17 protein-coding genes and 1 pseudogene are annotated in these 21,988 nt (G+C 59.8%); 13 read left to right on the top strand and 5 right to left on the bottom strand.

Annotated features, from left to right (window positions below; genetic code table 11):
• Positions 1–13: 13 nt before the first annotated feature.
• The 7 genes and pseudogenes from ACDC66_RS15250 to ACDC66_RS06880 form a co-directional block, all read left to right on the top strand.
• Positions 14–626 (top strand): annotated as a pseudogene (locus ACDC66_RS15250) (restriction endonuclease subunit S); the annotation flags it as partial.
• A complete protein-coding gene (locus ACDC66_RS15245; RefSeq protein WP_459117384.1) occupies positions 605–1,306 on the top strand; it encodes a restriction endonuclease subunit S in 702 nt (233 codons plus the stop codon). The pseudogene ACDC66_RS15250 and the gene ACDC66_RS15245, both read left to right, overlap by 22 nt.
• The gene (locus tag ACDC66_RS06900; protein ID WP_376695957.1) at positions 1,303–2,241 is read left to right on the top strand and encodes a GIY-YIG nuclease family protein; all 939 of its coding nucleotides are present in this window, start codon (positions 1,303–1,305) and stop codon (positions 2,239–2,241) included. The genes ACDC66_RS15245 and ACDC66_RS06900 overlap by 4 nt, the downstream gene beginning before the upstream one ends.
• A 309-nt stretch (positions 2,242–2,550) precedes the next feature.
• On the top strand, positions 2,551–3,432 hold the full coding sequence (locus ACDC66_RS06895; RefSeq protein ID WP_376695956.1) for an SMODS domain-containing nucleotidyltransferase: 882 nt from the start codon (positions 2,551–2,553) through the stop codon (positions 3,430–3,432).
• Positions 3,410–3,985: an SLATT domain-containing protein gene (locus tag ACDC66_RS06890; protein ID WP_376695955.1), complete on the top strand. Its 576-nt coding sequence runs from the start codon at positions 3,410–3,412 to the stop codon at positions 3,983–3,985. Before ACDC66_RS06895 ends, ACDC66_RS06890 begins: the two co-directional genes overlap by 23 nt.
• 82 nt (positions 3,986–4,067) lie before the next feature.
• Entirely contained in the window at positions 4,068–4,994 is a 927-nt protein-coding gene (locus tag ACDC66_RS06885) for a hypothetical protein (protein WP_376695954.1), read from the top strand.
• A gap of 161 nt (positions 4,995–5,155) precedes the next feature.
• Positions 5,156–6,658 (top strand): serine hydrolase domain-containing protein, encoded by a 1,503-nt coding sequence (locus ACDC66_RS06880; RefSeq protein WP_376695953.1) that lies wholly within the window; start codon positions 5,156–5,158, stop codon positions 6,656–6,658.
• Here the strand turns inward: ACDC66_RS06880 and ACDC66_RS06875 are convergent.
• Positions 6,655–8,004, bottom strand: coding sequence for a DUF222 domain-containing protein (locus ACDC66_RS06875; protein ID WP_376695952.1), 1,350 nt, complete (start codon positions 8,002–8,004; stop codon positions 6,655–6,657). The two genes, ACDC66_RS06880 and ACDC66_RS06875, sit on opposite strands and share 4 nt — an antisense overlap.
• A gap of 201 nt (positions 8,005–8,205) precedes the next feature.
• On the opposite strand from ACDC66_RS06875, the gene ACDC66_RS06870 reads away from it, so the two are divergent.
• Entirely contained in the window at positions 8,206–11,385 is a 3,180-nt protein-coding gene (locus tag ACDC66_RS06870) for a type I restriction endonuclease subunit R (RefSeq protein WP_376695951.1), read from the top strand.
• Here the strand turns inward: ACDC66_RS06870 and ACDC66_RS06865 are convergent.
• Entirely contained in the window at positions 11,382–13,679 is a 2,298-nt protein-coding gene (locus ACDC66_RS06865; protein ID WP_376695950.1) for a copper-transporting P-type ATPase, read from the bottom strand. The genes ACDC66_RS06870 and ACDC66_RS06865 overlap by 4 nt on opposite strands.
• A gap of 51 nt (positions 13,680–13,730) precedes the next feature.
• The gene (locus tag ACDC66_RS06860) at positions 13,731–14,009 is read right to left on the bottom strand and encodes a metal-sensitive transcriptional regulator (protein ID WP_116898812.1); all 279 of its coding nucleotides are present in this window, start codon (positions 14,007–14,009) and stop codon (positions 13,731–13,733) included.
• Positions 14,010–14,218: 209 nt separating this feature from the next.
• Here ACDC66_RS06860 and ACDC66_RS06855 point away from each other — a divergent pair, with 209 nt between their 5' ends.
• The 4 genes from ACDC66_RS06855 (at position 14,219) to ACDC66_RS06840 (ending at position 16,789) form a co-directional block, all read left to right on the top strand.
• On the top strand, positions 14,219–14,725 hold the full coding sequence (locus ACDC66_RS06855) for a hypothetical protein (RefSeq protein WP_376695949.1): 507 nt from the start codon (positions 14,219–14,221) through the stop codon (positions 14,723–14,725).
• A 28-nt stretch (positions 14,726–14,753) separates the two neighbouring features.
• Positions 14,754–15,824, top strand: coding sequence for an alpha/beta fold hydrolase (locus tag ACDC66_RS06850; protein WP_376695948.1), 1,071 nt, complete (start codon positions 14,754–14,756; stop codon positions 15,822–15,824).
• A gap of 150 nt (positions 15,825–15,974) precedes the next feature.
• Entirely contained in the window at positions 15,975–16,523 is a 549-nt protein-coding gene (locus ACDC66_RS06845; RefSeq protein ID WP_376695947.1) for an OsmC family protein, read from the top strand.
• A gap of 101 nt (positions 16,524–16,624) precedes the next feature.
• Positions 16,625–16,789, top strand: a complete 165-nt coding sequence (locus tag ACDC66_RS06840) for a DUF6632 domain-containing protein (protein ID WP_376696148.1) — start codon at positions 16,625–16,627, stop codon at positions 16,787–16,789.
• A gap of 17 nt (positions 16,790–16,806) precedes the next feature.
• On the opposite strand, the gene ACDC66_RS06835 is transcribed toward ACDC66_RS06840, so the two are convergent.
• Positions 16,807–17,580: a ferredoxin--NADP reductase gene (locus tag ACDC66_RS06835; RefSeq protein ID WP_376695946.1), complete on the bottom strand. Its 774-nt coding sequence runs from the start codon at positions 17,578–17,580 to the stop codon at positions 16,807–16,809.
• Positions 17,581–17,720: 140 nt separating this feature from the next.
• A complete protein-coding gene (locus ACDC66_RS06830) occupies positions 17,721–19,043 on the bottom strand; it encodes a DEAD/DEAH box helicase (RefSeq protein ID WP_376695945.1) in 1,323 nt (440 codons plus the stop codon).
• 247 nt (positions 19,044–19,290) lie between these two features.
• Here ACDC66_RS06830 and ACDC66_RS06825 point away from each other — a divergent pair, with 247 nt between their 5' ends.
• On the top strand, positions 19,291–21,969 hold the full coding sequence (locus ACDC66_RS06825; protein WP_376695944.1) for a TolB family protein: 2,679 nt from the start codon (positions 19,291–19,293) through the stop codon (positions 21,967–21,969).
• Positions 21,970–21,988 lie beyond the last annotated feature (19 nt).

Raw genomic sequence — 21,988 nt, 5'->3', positions numbered from 1 at the left:
CCGCTTAAAATTCATAGGTAAACTTACAACAGGGATTACCCCTCCGAGCGAAGATCTAGATAACTATACTGAGGAAGGTTGGCCTTGGATTACTCCTGATGACCTAGATGACTCAGGTAATTCTTGTCAGGCAACCAAGTTTTTGAGTGACCAAGGCTGGTCATACTGTCGCCGAGTCGCTTCAAGATCAACGCTAGTTTGTTGCATTGGATCAATCGGTAAATTGGGGTATACCGATACAGTCGCGTGCACCAATCAACAGATTACTGCAGTCCAGCCCTTTCTTGTTCCTCGTTACCTTTTCTATTTCCTCTATACAGCAAAACCGGAGCTGGATTTACGAGCCACTGGCAACGTTTTGCGAATCTTAAACGCAGAGCGATTGGGTAATATCCCAGCTATCATGCCACCGCCTGATGAAGCTAAAGTTATCGGTAAATTTCTTGACCACCAAACCGCCAGAATCGACGCCCTGATCGAAGAACAACAACGCCTGATCAAACTACTCAAGGAAAAGCGCCAGGCCGTCATCTCCCACGCCGTCACCAAAGGTCTCGACCCAGAGGCCCCGATGAAAGACTCTGGGGTGGATTGGCTGGGTGAAGTGCCGGCCGATTGGGACGTGGTCCCTATTGGGCTCCTTGCGAGCAAGATCCAGACGGGGCCATTTGGAAGCCAGCTGCACTCACACGAATATGTTCAGCGCCAAATTCCGGTCATCAATCCAGCAAACATCGAAGATGGAAAGATAGTCCCAGACTCAGAGGTTACGGTGCCGGAGGAAATAGCCCACCGACTCTCGCATCATCGACTCCAGCAAGGCGATCTTGTGTTGGGCCGGCGAGGTGAATTGGGGCGATGCGCAGTTGTCGGTACCAAGGAGACGGGATGGCTATGCGGTACCGGTTCTATGCGTATCCGCTTTAGCGAACGAGTGGATCCAAGCTTCCTGTCTGAATTGATCCGGACGCCACTGGTGCGTGATCTATTGAACCTAGAGTCCATCGGTTCAACGATGCAGAGCATCAATCCAGAGATCGTGGCCGGAGTTCGAGTTCCAGTACCGCCACTGGAAGAGCAAACCAGTATCGTCCATTCAAGCCTCCAATGGGCCGAGCAGGTTGACCGATTGCTTGAGCAGGCTAGGCACGGGATTGATCTACTTCATGAACGCCGCTCCGCCCTCATCTCCGCCGCCGTCACCGGCAAGATCGACGTCCGCAACTGGCAATCAGAGACGGACGCGGCAGAACCACTCCCCATAGCCGCCGAAGAATCCGCCAGCTACGAGGCTAGAGAGCAATGACCCAGGGCCGAAGCATCCGACTATTCCTGGTCGACGGCACATCTCGCGGCCTGCTGACCGCTGAAATCGTCAACTGGACCGGCCACGTTCTCACCGGCCCGCGCAGTCGCCTCGGTGAGGTAGTGCAGCGCCCCGAATGTGCCAGAACTGGAGTGTATTTCCTGGTAGGGCCGGATCCAGAAAGCCCTATCAAGCAGCTTGTCTACATCGGTGAGACCGACAACGTCGCCGCCCGCCTGAGAAGCCATAATCGCCCGGAAACAAACGGCGGCGCTGGCGGCAGAGACTTCTGGGAACGCGTCATCATCGTCACCAGCAAGGACCAGAACCTGACCAAGGCCCACGTCGGCTTCCTCGAAAATCAGCTACTGGCCATAGCGCGGGAAGTCGACCGCTGCAACCTGGTCAATAACAACGAAGGGCGCGACACGCGCCTGCCCGAGGCAGATCGCTCCGACATGGGCTTCTTCCTCGAACAGATCCGAACAGTGCTCCCCGTCCTAGGCCATGATTTCCTGCGCGATCAACACCGTCCGCCGGCTGAACCAGACCCCAAGTCCCAAACAGCCGAATCACCCGAATTTATCTTCGAAGTGCCGCGCCACCAACTCACCGCCCGCGGTCGCGAAATCGACGGTGAGTTCTACGTCCTGGAAGGATCCATCGCCCGCTCCGACTGGAAAGGCGCGGAAGGCGGCTACGAACCCCTGTTTCGCCAACTTGTCGCCGACGGGGTTCTGGAAAAGACAGGCGAGGGCAACCGCCGCTTCACCCGCGACACCGCCTTCTCCAGCCCGAGCGCAGCCGCCGCCGTAGTCGCCGGCCGAAGCGCCAACGGCCGCATGTCCTGGCAAATCGCCAATACCGGCCAAACCTATGGTGCCTGGCAAGACGAACAGGTCTCCGCTGCCCAACCCGCTGAAAAGACAGATTGAGAACCCAGACTCCTTCATGCAGAAGCACCTTCATCGGTTGATAGGAAGCCAGAATCGCTCGACCGCAAGAGGAGCGCTGTCGACGCAGTTTGCGTCGAATCTATTTTTTCGGCAACCTTGGATGAGGCAGGAAATTAATCTCGATGAGGGGCCATCAAGTTACAGCAGCCTAAAGATCAACAAACATCACGGGTGCGCAATGTCGTGCCAACGCTACCCGTTGGCCGGCACGTTCCGATTAGGCCAACCAGGACATACGCGTACTAAATGGCTAAACGCCATATACTTACCCGTTAGCGAGGGGGTCAGATGCCTGTAGGAGACTGGTTTAAAGAATTTTGCAACAAGCTCAAGGTTCAGAACAAAGAATCAATATCTGCTCGATATAAAGCAATTACGCGGCGCCTGAATACCGACTTCTGGGACACAAGCTCTGATACTTCACGTAGCTTATATGTCGGATCGTATGGGCGAAACACGGCAATTCAAGGGTTTAGTGACCTCGATATGATTTTTCAGCTACCCTATGAGGTATATGAACGCTACAATAAATATACGGGAAATGGTCAGTCTGCTTTGCTACAAGAAGTTAAGCGTTCAATTGAGAAAACGTATTCAACAACGAGCATGCGCGGTGACGGACAGGTCATACAAATTCCTTTTACTGATGGCTTAACTTTTGAGGTTGTACCTGGATTCATCAATAAGGATAAAAGCTACACGTACCCTGATGCTAACAGTGGAGGTCGGTGGCGTGTTACCAATCCAAGACCTGAAATCGAAGCGATTAGAAGTAGAAATAACGAATGTAACAAAAACCTACTTTGGTTGTGCCGAATGATGAGGATGTGGAAACGCAAGTGGAATGTTCCCATTGGCGGTCTACTCATCGACACGCTCGCATATCAATTTATTGCAACTTGGGCGTATAGAGATAAATCTTTCGTCTATTACGACTGGATGTGCCGAGATTTCTTTGAGTTTATGGCTAATCAAGATAAGGAAAAGAGTTTTTGGAGGGCTCCAGGTAGCGGCCAACTAGTGTACGGGAAAGGTTTATTCCAATGGAAATCTAGACGGTGCGCAAATTTGGCGATTGAGGCGTGTAATCATGAATCCGCCGAGCCGAAAAGAAAATGGACTGCAAAACAGAAATGGAGGGAGATCTTTGGAACAGAATTCCCAAGCTAAGCAACATCTCGACCTTTCCCTCGAAGATCAAATACGTGAATGTTACGGGCGAGTAGTGTATTCGCATAAGGCCCATGAAAAATGCGCAGACATTCTTCTCGCACGGTTATCCCATATTAAAGTTGCACAGATCACTCTATCTGCGCTAAGCACCGTTGGTTTTGTTTCGATCTTGTTTGGCACAGCTGAAATTGGCGCCATAGTGGGTGGTTTGGTATCAGCTACTTTGCTGGTTCTGAACGGATATACGAAAGACTACGATTTAGGACAAATAGCGCAAAAGCACCGGCAAGCTGCTGCGGATTTGTGGTTAATAAGAGAGCGGTATTTGTCGCTTCTGACGGATATGCATTCTTCATTCTGTAACGAAGAAAAAGCACGTGAAAAGAGAGATGAGCTGTTAGAAGAACTGCATTATCTGTATTCGGGTGCACCGAGTACAAATTCTAAGGCCTATAAGAAGGCGCAAGAGGCTCTGAAGAAGCTTGAAGATATGACCTTCTCGGATGCGGAAATAGATGCCTTTTTGCCTGACAGTCTCAAAAGATGCTAACCATGGGCTGCAGCGGACCACTTTTCCAGCGCGGTGCACCTCCCAAACGGCCGCTGAGCCCAGGCGTTATGTTCCTTAAGCCATGATCACACTAAATACCGAGAAGGGTCTCGTCCGAATCGATTCGTGGGAAGGCGTCCTTTCCCGTCCAGGCTTCACTGTGGACATAGATCCGAATTCGGTAGAACTGAAAGAGATCATCGGCAGCTACAAATTCAAGGACTTTATAAAGTGTGGTCTATCCACCTGCCATCAACCTCATGGGCGTGGGTATCTCGTAGTTACAAAAGACGGTCGCGAAACCAACATCGGCAAAGACTGCGGAAAAACACACTTTTCAGTGGATTTCGAGGGGATGCGCCGCGCGTACGACCGAGAGATAAAAAATAAGGATCGTCGTGAGCGACTAACCGCCCTTAAGCACCAGATTCCAATGATCTCGCAACGTATCGAGGAACTCAAGAAGACCGAGTACGGCGCCAATTGGGTTCATAAAAACGTCGCAGCGCTGCTGGAACCGGGGAAAGGGCTGCCTCGGGAAGTACTGGCAAAGGTTGCCGCTCTGAGGCGGTCCCGTGACGGATCACTCATGGTTCAACGCCTCGCAACAAAGGAAGAACGAGATCTTGCGGAAGCATCAGGACAAAGACGGTCAGGTGATCATGCGATGTATTTGGAGGAAAGGGCCGGCTTTATACAGGGCGTTCCTGCGCTGTATGAGGAGAACAATTTGCGATCTATCGTCATTGAGAAGATTGAGGCTGGTCTTGAGCGCCTCGCTGCGGTAGATATTGATCAATTGGGAGATCGTCAACTAGCGGAGATGAACAAGTGGGCTACCGAGCTTGAGCCAGCCATAAAGAAAGCCGAGGAGGCCGTGTGGCTAGGCCGGCAGCTCCTGACGAAAGAGAATCTCGGCCAGCTCTCTCAGTTCATTACCGATAAGGAAGCCAAGTCTAACTACTCCTCGTTCATTTCGAAATTGCCCTCAAGTGGCACCAAAACTTAAACAACCACATAACAAATAGCTCAAGTTTGCTCCAGCCCTGACGGGTTTCCACCTGACGACATTTCCGCTGCACTCCAAAGTTGAAATTCCCGCAGATCTTGCGCTACTTTGAACAAAAGGGGCCGCAGTAGCAGCGAGGAAATCAAAGTCTCTGCATGAGAATGGCTAGCACGTTGCTGAAAGGATTATCTGCAGTCCTGTTTTGCCTGCTGGCAGTGCCTGTGCCGGCAGCACAATCATTTTCAGTGGACACGAGCGCGATTGATTCTTTCGTGACCGATCGCATGGAATCTTCCGGTGTTCCTGGCGTATCGCTTGTGATCGTTGATGACGGCGGCGTCTCCTATCAGAAGGCATATGGGCATGCCGGTGGAGGGCAGGGTGCGCTTGATTCCCGGGTGCCGATGTGTATCGGGTCCCTGACCAAGTCTTTTACGGCGCTCGCCGTTATGCAGTTGGTCGATCGCGAAAAGATACGGTTGCATGAGCCGGTTGGCCGTTATATTGCTTCCTTCCAGTCAAACTCGGGCACTTTCGAGCCAGTTACCGTATTGCACCTGCTGACTCATACCAGTGGTTTCTCGACGCTGCAGGGTAATCGGGTGATTCAGACAAGCAGGCTCGACCTTGCGAAGGCTGAGTTCCTGGAAGCGCTGGTCGAAGAAATAGCCAGGATAGAGCCTGTAAGACAAGCGGGTGGTGTGGCGGACTACTCGAACGCCAATTACCTGGTGCTCGCGCAATTGGTTCAGCAAGTTAGCGGCATGTCTTATGCCCGGTATATCCGGGAAAACATTTTCGGGCCTCTGGGAATGAACCGGAGCTTTGTGCGCGGGGAGGGCGGTGATCATCCGGTTCCGGCCGCTTCTTTCCGGTTCTGGTTTGGTTATCCGGTTGAATATGATGCCCAGATCGATGAGGGGCCCGTCGGGCCGACCGGGGTTTATTCCAGTGCCGGGGATATGGGGCGGTACCTGCTCGCCATGATGAATCGGGATTCCCGGTTGCTCTCCGCTGAAACGTTCGAGCTGCTCTTCGATACCGTGCGTGAGCATCGATCCGGCCCGGGTGAAATGGGGTGGCGGTACTCGGAACCCAATGGAAATGCGGCCTTCTGGCATACCGGAGAATGCCCGGGCGCCACGAATGTCATGGCGATCTTTCCGGAGGAAAGGACGGCTTTGGCCGTCATGGCCAATGCCCGCAGTGGCGGGTTTCATTTTTCGAGGGTCGGTGCATTGGTACAAGGCCCGCTGCAGATGATTGTGGGAAGCGAGCCGGCCAATGACGGCCCGGGCACGAAGGGCTGGGCGGTCTTGCTGTTTCTCGTGATCCTGATTGTCGCCCTGGCCGTATGGGCGATCAGGCTCGTTCGAAGCTATGCAACCGGTTCCATGAACGCGCTGAAATATCCGTTCGATGTCCGGGAACTGCTCTGGAGGGTGGGTGCTCCCATCGGTCTGCTGCTATTGCTTTGCTATGGCTTGCTGGTCGTCCTTCCCAACTTGAATGACACGACGCTTTGGGGCGTATTTTTGTTCGCGCCGGACGTGGCATGGTTGTTGACCATCGGCGGCGGCCTGGCTGCAGGAGTGGCGATCCTCCGAACCGTGCTCTTGGCCCGAGTCACGCTGAGCGTCAATAAAAGGGGCTTGAACGACTAGCCAGTCCCTGCCGATTCCATCTGGTACAAACTCTCGACCATTAAATCATCATCCATCCGCTCGCCGTCCCAGGCTGGAATACACGTTTCCGCTGAAACGTCGACGCCGGCGCGGCGGTTCTGGGTCATCAGGGCAAACGCGTTACCGCGGAAACGTGGTTTTGGCGCCTTGGGAATGCGCCGGCCCCGGTGATCGGTGAATTCCGGTTGGCCGTCGGCACCCATGCGGACACCAAAACCACCTTCGTGAACGGTGCGGTGGTGGTGCCGGCACAGGGTGACCAGGTTGTCGACCTTGGTCTCGCCGCCGTCAGCCCAGTGAACGATGTGATGGGCGTCGACGTACTTGTGCGCCGTGCAACCCGGGAAGCGGCAGCCGCCGTCGCGTCGTTGGAGTACGCGGCGAATCGCCGGCGGGATCGAGCGGGTCTTGCGGCCCACGTCCAGGGTCTGGCCGTCGCCGGATTCCGCCCACGGCACGACACCGCAGTCGCAGGCCAGGCGCCGCGACGTTTCCGCTGAAACGTTTCCGGCGTTTTCCAGCGTGGATTCGGCGCCCTCGCCATCCTCGCGCAGGGTATCCACATCAGTATGCACGTGCACCGTGCAGCGGTCGCCGCCGCTGACCGTGCCGTGGTCACCGGACAGGAAGGCGTCGGCAAGGCGTTCCAGTGCATCGGCCCGGCGCTGCTCGATCGGGCAGGGCAGTGGCTTGTTCATATCCGGTTCGGGTGACGTTTCAGCGGTAACGTCCCGGTGCTCGGTCTCGATCTCGTCCATGGTGGCGTCGACGGCCTTCATGATGCGCTCGCCCTGTTCGGGCGTGAAGCGGCCGTGGAGCAGGAAGGAACCGTCTTCGTCCATCCGCCAGATCACGCGCCGGCGCTCGTGCCGGTCGTTCTCCGCTTCGAGCGCTTCGTTGCGCTTTGCCCGGCGGAACTGGCGCACGGCGCGTTCGACGTGGGATGCCGTACCGTGCAGGGCGATCATCAGCAGGAGCTCCTCGTTTTCCGGTGTCGCCACCCGGGTCATCGCCCGAACCTTGGAGTAGCTGATCTCGCCTTTGGAGAACGATGCGCTGATTCTGGGCAGATCGCCAAGCGCATGGGCCACGCGAATCTTTTCGCGGGCCGCGTTCAGGCCGATGCCGCATTTCCAGTTCAGCCAGTGTGCGCAGGAGCGTATATCCGGTTCGGCCCAGCCGGCGGCTTCGTCGAACTGCCGGATCAGGGTCAGCAGCCGGTAGTTGGCGGCGTGAATATGGGCCGCCAGCTCGGTGATCCGGTCCTCGAGTTGGCGGATTTCTGATTGCGGCAGGGTGGGGGTGATGGGGGTTGTCAACGCCATGATGAGACCCTCTTCTGAATGCTATACAAGTATACAGTAATGCCGGGCAAAAATCCAGAAATCATCATTATTTCATGGGGTTAGATCGTCCCTGCATGTACAGGAGATTGACAGTACCTTCCCGTTGCTGTGGGCCGGCTTGTGCCCCGCGTTCGCGGCCGCTAGCATGGGCTGCGCCTCCATAACAAGAAGGGCGGGACGTTGGCCGATCCGCGCGAAGCGCAATTCCAGCAGGACATAGTCGATGCCCTGGCCGCCGGCGGGTGGCTGGTGGGTCGTTCGGAGGGGTACGACCGCGCCCGGGCGCTGTATGCCGAGGACGTGGTCGGCTACTACCGCGAGGCGCATCCCGACCAGTGGGAGCGCTTCTGCAAGCGCAACGAGCGCGACCCGGAATCGGCGTTGCTCGACAAGGTTGCCCGCGAGCTCGACAAGGCCGGTACGCTGAATGTGCTGCGTCACGGTTTCAAGGTGCCCGGCGCGCGGGTGAGCCTGTGCACCTTCAGGCCCGACCACGGCATGAACGAGGATACCCTGGCGCGCTATCGCGCCAACCGCCTGCGCGTGGTGCCGGAGGTGTCGTATTCACCGCATGCACGGACCGGCGAGTACAACCCACGCCTGGACCTGGTGCTGTTCGTCAACGGCATTCCCACCGCCACGCTGGAATTGAAGAGCGAGTTCAAGCAGGCCCTGGAACGCGCCCAGCGCCAGTATCGCCGCGACCGCCCGGTGCGCGCCCCGACCAACCGCAAGCCCGAGCCGCTTTTGACCTTCAAGCGCGGTGCGCTGGTGCATTTCGCCGTCAGCCAGGCGCAGGTGGCCATGGCCACCAAGCTGGCCGGCAACAACACGGTGTTTTTGCCCTTCGACCAGGGCACGCCCGACGGCGGGGCGGGCAATCCGCCGCCGGCAAGCAAGGACAACTATGCCAGCGGCTATCTCTGGGACGAGGTCTTCGCGCCGGACAATTGGCTGAAGATTCTGGGACGCTTTTTGCACCTGGAGGTCAAGTCCGAGCAGGACTTCCACGGCAAGTGGCACAAGAAGGAGACGATGATCTTTCCCCGCTATCACCAGTGGGACGTGGTCAACAAGCTTCTGGATGCCACCCGCAATGAGGGCCCGGGCAAGCGCTACCTGGTGCAGCACAGCGCGGGCTCGGGCAAGTCCAACTCGATTGCCTGGACGGCGCACCAGCTGGCCGCGCTCTATGACAACGACGGCAGCAAGCGTTTCGACTCGGTGGTGGTGGTCACCGACCGCACCGTGCTCGACGACCAGCTGCAGGACACGATCTATCAGTTCGAGCACGCCACCGGCGTGGTGCAACCGATCAGCCGCGACGAGGGCGGGCGGAGCAAGCGCGACCAGCTCGCCGAAGCGCTCAAGGCGCGCACGCGCATCATCGTGGTGACCATCCAGACCTTTCCGGCGCTGTTCGAGGCGCTGGACCAGCACCCGGACCTAAAGGCCGGTACTTATGCGGTGATTGCCGACGAGGCCCATTCGTCCCAGACCGGCCAGGCGGCAGCCAAGCTCAAGGCGCTGCTGGGCGTCGACCGGCCCGAGGGCGAGGACCTCAGCGCCGAGGAACTGCTCGATGCCGCCGTGGCCGCGCGCAAGCCCTCGGAGACGATCAGCTACTACGCCTTCACCGCCACGCCCAAGGGCAAGACCCTGCAGTTGTTCGGCACGCGGCCGGATCCGGAGCGCCCGCCGGCCGAGGACAACAAGCCGGTGCCGTTCCACGTCTATTCAATGCGCCAGGCCATCGAGGAAGAATTCATTCTCGATGTGCTGCAGAACTACGTCACCTACAAGACCGCGTTTCGCCTGGCCCATCCCGACGCCGACGACCAGGAGGTCGATGCCCGCCGCGCCTCGACGCGCATTGCGCGCTGGGTGCGCCTGCATCCCTACAACATCGAGCAGAAGGTCGAGGTCATCGTCGAACATTTCCGCGAGAAGGTCTATACGCTGCTCGACAATCAGGCCAAGGCGATGGTGGTCACCGGCAGCCGTCAGGAAGCGGTGCGATACCAGTTGGCCATGCGCAGCTATATCGACGAGAAGAACTACGACGAGGTGCATCCGCTGGTGGCGTTTTCCGGTTCGGTGGCGGCCGACGAATATATTCCGGCGGAAGTTACCGAGAGCAGTAGTGAACTGAATCCCGGGCTGAAGGGGCGCGACCATCGCGAGGCTTTCAATACCGGCGATTTCAACGTGATGATCGTCGCCAACAAGTTCCAGACCGGCTTCGACCAGCCGCGGCTTTGCGCCATGTACGTCGACCGCAAGCTCCAGGGGGTCGATTGCGTGCAGACCCTCTCAAGGCTCAATCGTCGCTTTCCCGGCAAGGAAGTGCCGTTCGTGCTCGATTTCGTCAACGACGCCGAGGATGTGCGCGCGTCCTTCGAGCCTTACTACAACACCGCCGAACTGACCGACGTCTCCGACCCCGACATCGTCTTTGACCTGCAACGAAAACTCAATGAGGCGCGGATCTACGAGTGGCACCAGGTCGAATCCTTCTATTTCGCCTTTCACGACAAGAAGGTGGCGTCATCATCGCTGTCTTATTACACGGCGCCGGCGGTGGAGCGTTTCAAGAAGCGTTACAAAGATGCGCTGGCGGACCTGCGCCACTGGCAGGTAGAAAAGCGGCGTGCCGAAGAAAACGGGGACCGCGACGGGCGTCAGCGCGCCGAGCACGAGCTGGCCGAGGCCGGTGAACGGCGCGACGCGCTCGATATGTTCCGGCGCGACCTGCAGAGCTTTTATCGCACCTACGAGTTTCTCGCCCAGATCGTCGACTACGATGACGGCGAACTGGAGCAGTTGTGCGTGTTCGCGCGCCATCTGCATCCGCTGCTTCGCACCGAGCGCCTGGACGATGAAGAACTCGACCTGTCCGAGCTGGACCTGACCCACTACCGGCTCAACAAGCAGAACGAGCAAAGCATCCGGCTGGGGGAAGAGCAGGGCGAGTACGGCCTCGATCCGGTTTCAGAAGTCGGTACCGGAAAACCGAAGGATCCGAAGAAGGAGCGCCTGGCCGAGATCATCGACCGACTCAACGACCTGTTCGGTACCGAGGTCGACGACCGCGATCAGCTCCAGTTTGCCGACAACCTGGCCGATCGCATGAGCCGCGACGAGGGCGTGGTCGATCAGATGCGCAGCCATACCCCCGAGCAGGTGATGCACGGCCGCTTCCCGCGTCTGCTCGAACAGATCGTGCTCGACGCCATGTCCGATCACGAGGAACTGGCCACCAAGGCGCTCGAGACCGACCACAACCTCAATGGCCTGGCCTGGGCCGTCTTGCGGCTGATGGCCGAGCGGGATCGCGCGGGGCGTCCCGCTTCCGCTTAGATCGACACCTTGTTGAGCCTGAGCGCGTTTCCGATCACCGACACCGAGCTGAAGCTCATGGCCGCCGCGGCGATCATCGGGCTGAGCAGCAGGCCGAAAAACGGGTAGAGCACGCCGGCGGCGACGGGCACGCCCAGGCTGTTGTAGATAAAGGCAAAGAACAGGTTCTGTTTGATGTTCGCCAGGGTCGCCCGCGACAGGCGGCGGGCGCGGACGATGCCGTTGAGATCGCCCTTGACCAGGGTCACGCCGGCTGATTCCATGGCTACGTCGGTACCGGTGCCCATGGCAATGCCCACCTGCGCCTGCGCCAGGGCAGGGGCATCATTGATGCCGTCACCGGCCATGGCCACGATGCGGCCGGCCTCCTGCAGTTCCTTGACCTTTTCGGCCTTGTCCTTCGGCGCGACGTCGGCGAAGACCTGGTCGATACCCAGTTCCTTCGCAACGGCCCTTGCCGTCGTCTCGCTGTCGCCGGTGACCATCACGATCTCCAGGCCTTCGGCGTGCAGGGCCTTGATCGCATCCGGTGTGCTTTCCTTGATCGGATCGGCCACGCCGATCAGGCCGGCGGCCTTGCCGTCGATGGCGGCAAACATGGCCGTCTGGCCCTTGCCGCGCAGTTCTTCGGCCCGATCGATCAGTGCTTCGACGTCAATGTCGAGCGTGTCCATCAGCTTGCGGTTACCCAGGGCGACCTGCTTGTCGCCGACCCGGCCGTACACGCCCTGGCCGGTAACGGATTCGAAATCCGACACGTCGGTCAGCTCGAGATCGCGGGCTTTCGCGCCGTCCACGATCGATTCGGCCAGTGGGTGCTCGCTGGCACGCTCGAGCGAGCCGACGGCGCCGAGCAGCTCATTCTCGTCCATGCCCTCGGCCGCCTCGATGGACGCAAGCTTCGGCTGGCCTTCCGTCAGCGTCCCGGTCTTGTCGACGATCAGCGTGTCGACCTCGCGGAAGACTTCGATCGCCTCGGCATTACGGAACAGCACGCCCATGCCCGCGCCGCGGCCGGTGGCGACCATGATCGACATCGGCGTGGCCAGGCCCAGCGCACAGGGGCAGGCGATGATCAGTACGGCCACGGCATTGACCGTGGCGTAGGCCAGGCGCGGCTCGGGACCGACCGTCAGCCACACCACGAATGTGATCACGGCCGAGGCTACGACGGCCGGGACGAAGTACTTGGCGACCACGTCGGCCAGGTTCTGGATCGGTGCGCGCGAGCGCTGCGCCTCGGCCACCATCTTCACGATCTGCGACAGTACGGTGTCGTTGCCGACCTGCTTCGCCTCGATCACCAGCGTGCCCGAGTCGTTGACCGTCGCCCCGATCACCTTCTCGCCGGCGGACTTCTCGACCTTGACCGGCTCGCCGGTGATCATCGATTCATCCACGTTGGAGCGACCTTCGACCACCTCGCCATCGACGGGAATCTTCTCACCGGGACGCACGCGCAGCCGGTCGCCGATCCGGACGTCTTCGAGCGGCACGTCTTCTTCGTTGCCGTCCGAGTCGATGCGCCGTGCGGTCTTCGGCGCCAGGCCGAGCAGGGCGCGAATGGCCTGGCTGGTCCTCGAACGCGCCTTGAGCTCCAGTACCTGGCCGAGCAGCACCAGGGTGACGATCACGGCCGCCGCCTCGAAATACACGCCGACGGTGCCGTGCTCGCTGACCATGCTTGGCGGGAAAATGCCCGGCACCGCGGCCGCGACCACGCTGTAGACATAGGACACACCCACGCCCAGCGCGATCAGCGTGAACATGTTCAGGTTCATGGTGCGAACGGACAACCAGCCGCGCACGAAGAACGGCCAGCCGGCCCACAGCACCACCGGCGTGGCCAGGACCAACTCCAGCCAGATCCCGACCTGGTGCGGAATCACTTCCTCCAGTCCGGGAATGAACATCTTGCCCATCGCCAGGAACAGCACGATGGCCGACAGCGGCACGCTCACCCAGAAGCGCCGGCTCATGTCGACCAGTTCGGGATTGTCCTCCTCTTCGACGGTTACGGTCCGTGGCTCCAGCGCCATGCCACAGATCGGGCAGTCGCCGGGCTCGTCGCGCACGATCTCCGGATGCATGGGGCAGGTATATTCGGTCTTCGTCGACGGACCCGACTGCGCCTTTTCCAGCGCCATCCCGCACTTGGGGCAGTTGCCCGGTTCGTCGGATTCCACGCCCGGGCACATCGGGCAGTAATACGCCTTGTCGCCCGAAGGCTGATTGCCATCGGAGTGATGATGCCCGTCATCCGAGTGGCAGCAGTGTTGCTCGTGTTCGCTCATCGCAAAGCTCGCGGATTGATTGAAAAGAAAGAGGAGATGGGGCAGGGCGTCCTAGCGCCCGTAACGAGTCAGCACATCGACCAACTCGTCGATACGCTCGTTCGGTTCGGACGTTCGCCCCTTGGCCAACTCGTCCTGGATGCAGTGCTGAACATGGGTGCGCAACACACCGTCCTCCACAGCGCGTAAGGCAGACCGCGCCGCCCGCAGCTGGGTGAGGATATCGACGCAGTAGCGCTCCTCGTTGATCATCTTGACGACACCGTCGAGCTGCCCCCGTGCCCGATTCAGGCGACGTAGCTGTTCATGGTGGGAGGGGTGTCGAGTCATGCGCAACAGTATACCCCCTAGGGGTATAAGGTGCAAACTGAAAAAACTTGAAGTTCAATTTAATGCTTTATACTCAATGCTTTACAAAAGACATATAAGGTCAAATATCGATTGTTTCATGGCTTCACATGGGGTATCCGGACGCAAGTCTGGACATGTTGGCTTTCGAAATTTGAACCGATTCATTAGGACATGGCAGCATTCGAGGCATGTCATTTGATTCCGGAACGCTCCTGCTGCTCGCGCTGGTCGTGCCGACCGGCCTCTTTTTGCTGTGGCAACTTCTCCGGCTGGGACGTCGCGCCGATGCTGTTTTTCGTGGCCGTTCGATGTCGGTCGGCCAGAAACGATTCTGGATCGCCCTCCTGCTCCTGGGCGCATTGATCGCCATCAGTGGCGCATGGCTGGTCGGCCTGGAGATTTCGGTAGGGTGGCACATCGGAGGCCTGGGAATCGCCTGGTTCCTGTCCGGACTCTGGATTCCCGCCTACCATGAAGAGGAACTCATGAACGGCGTTCGGGAAGGGGCCCAGGGTATGTGCGCATTCGCAACGCTGACCATGTTCGTCGGGATCGGGCTGGCGCTGTTCTGCCCGTCTGAGCCGATAGTGGGAACCGGCAGCTGGGCAGATGTCGTTACTTTTGCGGGGCTCGCCCTTCACCTGAGTGGGCTCTGGGTCATCGCGCCCGGGCCCGGCGGCATCGCCGTCGGATAAAGCAGGCGCTCAAGAGGATCGGTCCTGGATGAGACAGCGAATCGGTTTCTGCACAACGTCGGACGGCGTCCGCATTGCTTACGCCCGGGCCGGAAATGGTCCCCCCTTGCTGCGCGTGGGTGGTTGGTTGAGTCATGTGGAGCACGATTGGCAAAGTCCCGTGTGGCAACCCTGGCTGCGCGAACTGACGCGAGACTTTTCCCTTTCCAGATTCGACATCCGCGGCTCGGGCTTATCCGATCGAAACTGCAGACAACAGGGACTGGATGCGTGGGTGCATGATGTCACGGCGGTGGCGGATAGCCTCGGCTGGGAACAGTTCCATTTACTGGGCATGTGCCAGGGTGGTGCGATCGCGCTGCGCTACGCGCATCAGAATCCGGACCGGGTCAAGCGCCTGGTGCTGTACAACAGCTACGCCAATGGGGCATTCAGCCACGGGGTGCCGGAAGACAAGGAAAGGGAAGCGGAAGCGCTTTCAGAACTGATCAACATCGGGTGGGGCCGCCGTAGTGGTGCCTTTCGCGAGCTGTTCGCGCGGCTGCTGTCGCCGCTTGAGCACGGCCAACAGATCGGTTGGTGGGAGGAGCTTCAACGCATTACCGCAACACCGGATGATGCATGCCGGTTGTGGCGCGGCTTCAACGGTATTGACGTGCGTACAGAACTGGAGGCAGTCCGGTGTCCTGTGCTGGTGGCACACGTCGAGGGCGATGCAATGGTGCCCTTTGCAATGGGGCGGGAACTGGCAGCCCGGATCCCTGACGCAAGATTTCTGCCGCTGGGCGGCGACAACCACATACTTCAGCCGAACGATCCCGGGTGGCAGCCGTTTTTCCAAGAGTTGAAAAACTTCCTGCTCGAAGCTCCCGCGCCGGCCGAATCACGTTTGACCGGAACTGCCGGGCTCACGCGGCGCCAACGAGAGGTACTGGATCTGGTGGCGCGCGGCGCCACGAACGACGAGCTGGCCACCGAACTGTCTCTCAAGCCGAAAACCGTTCGAAACTATGTCAGCACCATCATGGAGAAACTGAGCATCGCCAGTCGCTCCCAGCTGATCGTCGAAGCCCGGGAAGCGGGTTTCGGCAAGACCTGACCGCTAGTGTACCCCGTCACTCAGCCGGGACGCATGTCCCCGGTTTTGTCGATTTTCTCCCCCCATTCGGGACACCTGCCTCGTGTCGTGATGCCTCGAGCCTGCCAGGGTGGACGCACATCGAATCGAAAGCCCAAAGGAGGTTCCACCATGAACACCGTAAACGAATTCCTTGTGCCCGCGCGCCAGAAAGATTTGCACTATCGCTATCGGGAAGCGCCCGAAGAGGCGTGGATCACCGACCACGCACGGGCCATCGAAGGTGATATGCCGGACCCTTTCCACGGTGAAGTGGCGCCGGCCAACAATTCCGGAATGCGCTGGGCCTACGGTATCCACCGGGCCGTCGGCGGCGACCACGATGCGCCCAACCCCGGCGACTTGCTCTCGTCCGCCCTGGCCGCATGCCTGCATTCGACCACCAGGATGGTTGCACAGTGGCTCGAGATCGAACTGGCGGATGTCGAGGTGGACGTCCGTGCAGAGGTCGATGTGCGCGGGGCGCTGCGCGTGGACTCATCGGTGCCGGTCGGTTTTCAACGCTTTCAAGTCCAAGTGACGGGGAACGTGATTGGCGAAGTCAGTGACGCTGCGAGACTGAAGGCATTGGCAAGCGGTGCCGAATCCTGCTGTGTGGTGATGCAAACCCTCAAGCACGGCACAGACATTCGAACCGACTGGCGTCTGGATCAATCCTGAAAACTTTGAAATAGCGAATATGAGGAGTAACTCAATGCAACAGGAAATGAAGCTCAAGTATCTGCGGGCCAGTCTTTATGTGATTCAAGCACGCTAGTCTCATATGGTTCACGATCTGGTCAAGCATCGTTCACGGTGCAATCATGCTCGTACAGGCGCTGATAGATGAAACGGATCGGATGAATCTTCTCGGTGATGTGCCGGCGTTATTTTTGGTGGCCATCGTATTGGCGTATCTCATGCCAAGGGCATCGGAGAACCGATAGTATCGACAGCATCACGCTCAACCGACGAACGCCCGCTCGAAGACGTAATCGCCCGCCTGGCCGATCGACGGGCTGGCCTCGAAGCCGCGCTTGTCGAGTAGCTCGCGGAAGTCCTTCAGCATGGCCATGCTGCCGCAGAGCATGACGCGGTCGTATTTCGGGTCCAGGGGTGGCAGGTTCAGATCCTCGGTGAGCTGGCCGGACTCGAGCAGGTGGGTAAGCCGGCCGTTGTGAACAAACGGTTCGCGCGTCACGGCCGGGTAGTAGAGCAGATGCCCCCGTATCGTCTCCCCCAGCAGTTCATGGTTGGGCAGCTCATCGCTGATGGTCTCCCGGTAGGCCAGGTCCTCGATATTGCGCACACCGTGCGCGACGATGACGCTGTCGAAGCGCTCGTAGGTTTCGGGATCCTTGATGATGGACAGAAAGGGCGCCAGGCCCGTGCCGGTTGATAGCAGATAGAGACGCTTGCCCGGGTGCAGGTCGCTGATCAGCAGCGTGCCCGTGGGTTTTTTCGACAGCAGGATCTCGTCGCCGACCTCTAGATTCTGCAAGCGGGAGGTCAGGGGGCCGTCCGGCACCTTGATGGAAAAGAACTCCAGTTCTTCTTCCCAGGACGCGCTGGCAAAGGAATAGGCGCGCATGAGGGGCTTGCCGTCCACTTCCAGCCCGATCATGATGAACTGGCCGCTTTCGAAGCGCAGGCCCGGGTCACGGGTGGTGCGAAAGCTGAACAGGCCGTCGTTCCAGTGGTGCACGCTCAGGACGCGCTCGCGGCGGAATTTATCCATGGACCGGATGATGCTCTTCTGGGGCGGAAGCGCCGCATCCTAAAGCATGGCTGCGAAAATTCCTTGTTCCAGATCAAACTCTGCCTGGATCGACGGCGGACCGGGGGGGGGTCCGCCGCCGTTGTTCTTGCTTTCCCCGGCTACGCGGCCCGGCTTTGCTGCCCGCGCCGGCCGCGATTACGGCTCTGGTTGCTGCCCCGGGCCGACTTCTGGCCGCGGTTGCCGCCGTTGTTGCCCCGGCCACCTCCGCCGCGGTTGCCGCCACCCCGATTTCCGCCGGGTTTGCCACGTCCACCGCGGGCCGGCGTCTTGCCAGCTTCCCGCGACAGCGGTTCGGTGGGCTCGTATCCGTCGACCCCGTAAGTCGGGATGTCGGTCTTGACCAGCTTGCGGATATCTTCGAACAGCCCGTGCTCGGAACCGGCCACCAGCGAGACGGCCAGGCCTTCGCGACCGGCGCGTCCGGTGCGGCCAATGCGATGTACGTAGTCTTCCGGCACGTTGGGAATGTCGTAGTTGACCACGTGCGGCAGCTGGTCGATATCCAGGCCGCGCGCGGCGATGTCGGTAGCCACCAGCACGCGCACCTTGTTCTTCTTGAACTCGCTCAGCGCCTTGGTGCGCGCGCCCTGGCTCTTGTTGCCGTGGATGGCGACAGCCGGCAGGCCGTCGGTCTCTAGCTGGCGGGCCAGGCGGTTGGCGCCATGCTTGGTGCGGGTGAACACCAGCACCTGCTGCCAGTTGTTGGAGCCGATCAGGAAGGAAAGCACTTCGCGCTTTTGCTTCTGGTCGACGCGGAAGGCCTGCTGGGCAATGGCATCGACCGTCGAATTCGGTGCGGCGGTCTCGACGCGCTCGGGATTCTTGAGGAAGTTGTGCGCCATCTGGGTGATCTCTTTCGAGAACGTGGCGGAGAACAGCAGGGTCTGGCGCTGCTTCGGCAGAGCTTTGACGATCTGATCGATAGCCGGGCGAAAGCCCATGTCGAGCATCCGGTCAGCTTCGTCGAGCACCAGGAACTCGATCTTCGACAGATCGACGGTGCCGCGCTGCATGTGATCGATCAGGCGCCCCGGTGTGGCGACGAGCACGTCGATGCCGCGCTGCAGCTTGGTGATCTGCGGGTTGATGTTCACGCCGCCGAAGATCTCGAGCGAGCGCAGTTGGACATGACGGCCGTAGGCGCGCAAGTTCTCGTTGACCTGCGCGGCCAGTTCGCGCGTCGGGGCCAGGATCAGCGCACGCGGCTGGCGCTGGTGGCCACTCCGTTCGCTGAGACGATGCAACAAGGGCAGGGTAAAGGCGGCGGTCTTGCCGGTGCCGGTCTGGGCGCTGGCCATGATGTCACGGCCTTCGAGAATGACCGGAATGGCTTTTACCTGGACGGGCGTGGGCTGGGTATAGCCCTGTTCGCTGACAGCACGCAGCAATTCGGCCTTGAGGCCGAGGGAATCGAAATTCATGGTGTTTCCTTGTAGAAACCAAGGCAAAGAAAAGCCCGTCAATCGGGCGAACTACAAATCGGGGAGAGGCCTTGGTCTACATACTATCCGCGAGAGGGCATCGGTTTTTCCACTGCAGGTAAGCGCAGCAGCCCAATGCGGGGCGCACAATAGCACGAATCCCGGGTAATGGGGAGAAAAGTCGGAACTTGAACCGGCCAGCCTCGGGCGCTACCCTCGGAATGCGGCTTGGCTGGGAGGCGTTGCAATGCCGAAAATCCTCCAGCACCTGACTGTCCTGCTCTTGCTGGGCCCGGGCTGGCCATGCCTGGCCTCGCCCCCCGAATACCCGAAAGAAACCATCGTCTTCACCACCCTTCGCCCGGCCAATCAGGATATCTACCTTGTCGACGGCAAGGACAGCGAACCCAGGCGAATCACCGATCATCCTGCACTGGACTACAACCCCGCATTCTCGTCAAATGGTCGGTGGCTGGTCTTCACCTCCGAGCGAAACGGCAATGCCGATCTCTATGCCCTCGACCTGAAGAATCGAGGCGAGCCGGTTCGCCTCACCCGCAGTCGTGGAATGGACGATGCCGCCGACATCTCGAGAGACGGCGACAAGATCGTTTTCGTCAGCACTCGCGATGGTCATGCCGACATCTTCGTCATGCCCTTCAGGCCGGATGCCCCGGCCGAGGCGGAAGAAGCTGCCATGAACCTGACGCAGGATTCGATCGGCGACTTCCAGCCGGCCTTTTCACCGGATGGGTCGACCATCGCCTTCTCGCGCCAGCTGGATGAAACCGAGGTCCAGCTGGACAATACTGCGCGTGCCGCTCGCGCGCAAAGTATCGTGACCCATATTCACCTGATGGACGCCGACGGCTCGAACAGGCGGCGACTGGTGGGCGAGACTCCGTTTCGCATGCAGCCCGGCGCCAGAATATTCGGTGCGCCGGTTTGGTCGCGCGACGGTGAAGTCATTTATTTCCACACGGCGGAGATCGCTAGCATGATGTCCGGCCCCGAGTGGTCGACCGATATCTGGCAAGCCAACGTTAACGGCAGCGAGGTTCGCCCCTCGGTCCGGTCGGAATCCCTGCATATGCTCACACCGGCAGTGCGTAAAGGTGACAGCATCGTCTTTCACGGCCAGTCCCCGTTGCGTCCCCGGCAGACCCCTTCATACAAGACGGGCACCATCCATTTTGCAGCGAAGCAGGGCACCGATCCTTCGCCCCTGTTGAAGGAAGCGCGCGAACTGGCCTGTTTCTCACCGGCTGTCGGTCCGGACGGGCAGATCGCCTGCCACGGTCCGGGGCCCATCGACGATCTAGCACCCAAGGCGGATGGCAACCCGCTGCTCCGACCCGGCACCCAGGCCACCGTGGAACTGCCGGACAGAACCGTCGAACTGGTCGGCATGCATGGCTACTTTCCCGACTTCCTGCCCGACGGCCGGCTGGCCTACGGCGAGGCGCTTCCGCAAACGGGTTATGTCGAAGACCACGGCATACCGCCGATCGTGACTTCCCGCATCAACGGCTCCGGGCGGCAGGTTGTGCTCGACAGCGACTCGCTTGGCGGCTGGGCCACCTCGACCTGCCGAAAAGACGGCCGCATTGCGTTCAACGCAGGCCCCGACTTCGCGCCGGTGGATGCGCCCGTGGATATCTGGACGATGCAGGCGGACGGTACGGAGCTGAAGAACCTGACTGACGACGACAGCTCCAACGATGCCTTCCCGGCCTGGTCGTCGGATTGCGGGCACATCGTCTTCCGCAGTGGCCGCGACGGCAACAAGGAGATCTACATCATGGAAGACGACGGCGCCAATCCGCGCCGTCTCACCCGTCATCCGGCCACCGACACCGCGCCTCACATCTCGCCGGACGGCGAATGGATCGTCTTCGCCACCGGCCGGGAAGGGCTCGATGCCGAAGACGGAGAACAACTCAACCAGATCGGCCAGCAAGGCTACGGCGGCGGTTCCGGTTACCGGCTGCTGCTGCAGCGACTCGACGGCAGCGAGCAACGGTTCCTGGAGCCGGACCTGGTTGGCGTTACCGGCCGCGACATGCATCCGCGATTCTCGCCGGACGGAAAATGGATCCTGTTCATTTCCGGTCGGAGCGGGATGAACGACGAGTGGCTCCTGTCTTCGGCACCGCAGCCCTACGGTGAGCTCTGGGCTATACCGTTCGAAGGCGGCGACGCGGTTCGACTGACCCACGACAAGTGGGAAAACGGGCTGGCCCGGTGGGGGCGCAAGAAAGCGCCGGATGAATTTTCGTGCACCCAGGTACTCGGTTTCTCCCAGTCACTGGAGTGGTACGGCGGGCTGTCGCTCGCTGATTACATGGCAGGCGACGGGCCGCCGCGATCTCCGTCGCTGCAGGCCGGGGCCTTCCTGCCCACCTGGCAGGGCGGTTTCTACATGGGCGCGTCCGTCGAAAAATGGACAGATCCGGGGTTTCCAGCCTGGTCGGCAACTCCCGCCACGACGCACGAGAAGGCCGCACACTGCGACCGTGATCAGGTCGACCGGGTGGTCTTCAACGTCTCCGGCGCGGCCCGGTCAGCAGACGAGTGGGCAAGCGTCATCGAATCCGTCGCGGAACTGATCCGAGAAAACTCCCCGGCCGTCCGGCAGATCGTGATGCAGCCAGTGGTGGGGGCACCCGAGGGGGCGTGCCAGGAAGTTCTTGCGGCCCGCAACCAATCCGACATTGTCGAAGGCATCCGTCTAGTTGCCGAGCAAAACATGGTTGAAGTCGGGCCCGAGCCGAAAGTGGCAAGCTGCGACCAGTTTCGTGATGAATTGGGGCACCTGACCAAAGATGGCGCCCGGCACGTCCGAAAAAAGCTTGAAACCCATTACCGCAATGAGGCCACCTTGCCCGAGGGCGAAATAAGGAGAGTGGCTTCACCGGACACGTGATTGCCGTAGTGCTCCGAGG

This window comes from Wenzhouxiangella psychrophila (assembly GCF_042310375.1).
In the GTDB taxonomy this organism is placed as follows: Bacteria; Pseudomonadota; Gammaproteobacteria; order Xanthomonadales; family Wenzhouxiangellaceae; genus Wenzhouxiangella.
This window is presented reverse-complemented; position numbering and strand designations above follow the sequence as displayed.

Excerpts from the sequence above, each read along its gene's own strand:
- ACDC66_RS06900 (WP_376695957.1), top strand. The coding sequence starts at position 1,303 with ATGACCCAGGGCCGAAGCATCCGACTATTCCTGGTCGACGGCACATCT.
- ACDC66_RS06895 (WP_376695956.1), top strand. The coding sequence starts at position 2,551 with ATGCCTGTAGGAGACTGGTTTAAAGAATTTTGCAACAAGCTCAAGGTT.
- ACDC66_RS06885 (WP_376695954.1), top strand. The coding sequence starts at position 4,068 with ATGATCACACTAAATACCGAGAAGGGTCTCGTCCGAATCGATTCGTGG.
- ACDC66_RS06880 (WP_376695953.1), top strand. The coding sequence starts at position 5,156 with ATGGCTAGCACGTTGCTGAAAGGATTATCTGCAGTCCTGTTTTGCCTG.
- ACDC66_RS06875 (WP_376695952.1), bottom strand. The coding sequence starts at position 8,004 with ATGGCGTTGACAACCCCCATCACCCCCACCCTGCCGCAATCAGAAATC.
- ACDC66_RS06865 (WP_376695950.1), bottom strand. The coding sequence starts at position 13,679 with ATGAGCGAACACGAGCAACACTGCTGCCACTCGGATGACGGGCATCAT.
- ACDC66_RS06860 (WP_116898812.1), bottom strand. The coding sequence starts at position 14,009 with ATGACTCGACACCCCTCCCACCATGAACAGCTACGTCGCCTGAATCGG.
- ACDC66_RS06855 (WP_376695949.1), top strand. The coding sequence starts at position 14,219 with ATGTCATTTGATTCCGGAACGCTCCTGCTGCTCGCGCTGGTCGTGCCG.
- ACDC66_RS06850 (WP_376695948.1), top strand. The coding sequence starts at position 14,754 with ATGAGACAGCGAATCGGTTTCTGCACAACGTCGGACGGCGTCCGCATT.
- ACDC66_RS06845 (WP_376695947.1), top strand. The coding sequence starts at position 15,975 with ATGAACACCGTAAACGAATTCCTTGTGCCCGCGCGCCAGAAAGATTTG.
- ACDC66_RS06835 (WP_376695946.1), bottom strand. The coding sequence starts at position 17,580 with ATGGATAAATTCCGCCGCGAGCGCGTCCTGAGCGTGCACCACTGGAAC.
- ACDC66_RS06830 (WP_376695945.1), bottom strand. The coding sequence starts at position 19,043 with ATGAATTTCGATTCCCTCGGCCTCAAGGCCGAATTGCTGCGTGCTGTC.
- ACDC66_RS06825 (WP_376695944.1), top strand. The coding sequence starts at position 19,291 with ATGCCGAAAATCCTCCAGCACCTGACTGTCCTGCTCTTGCTGGGCCCG.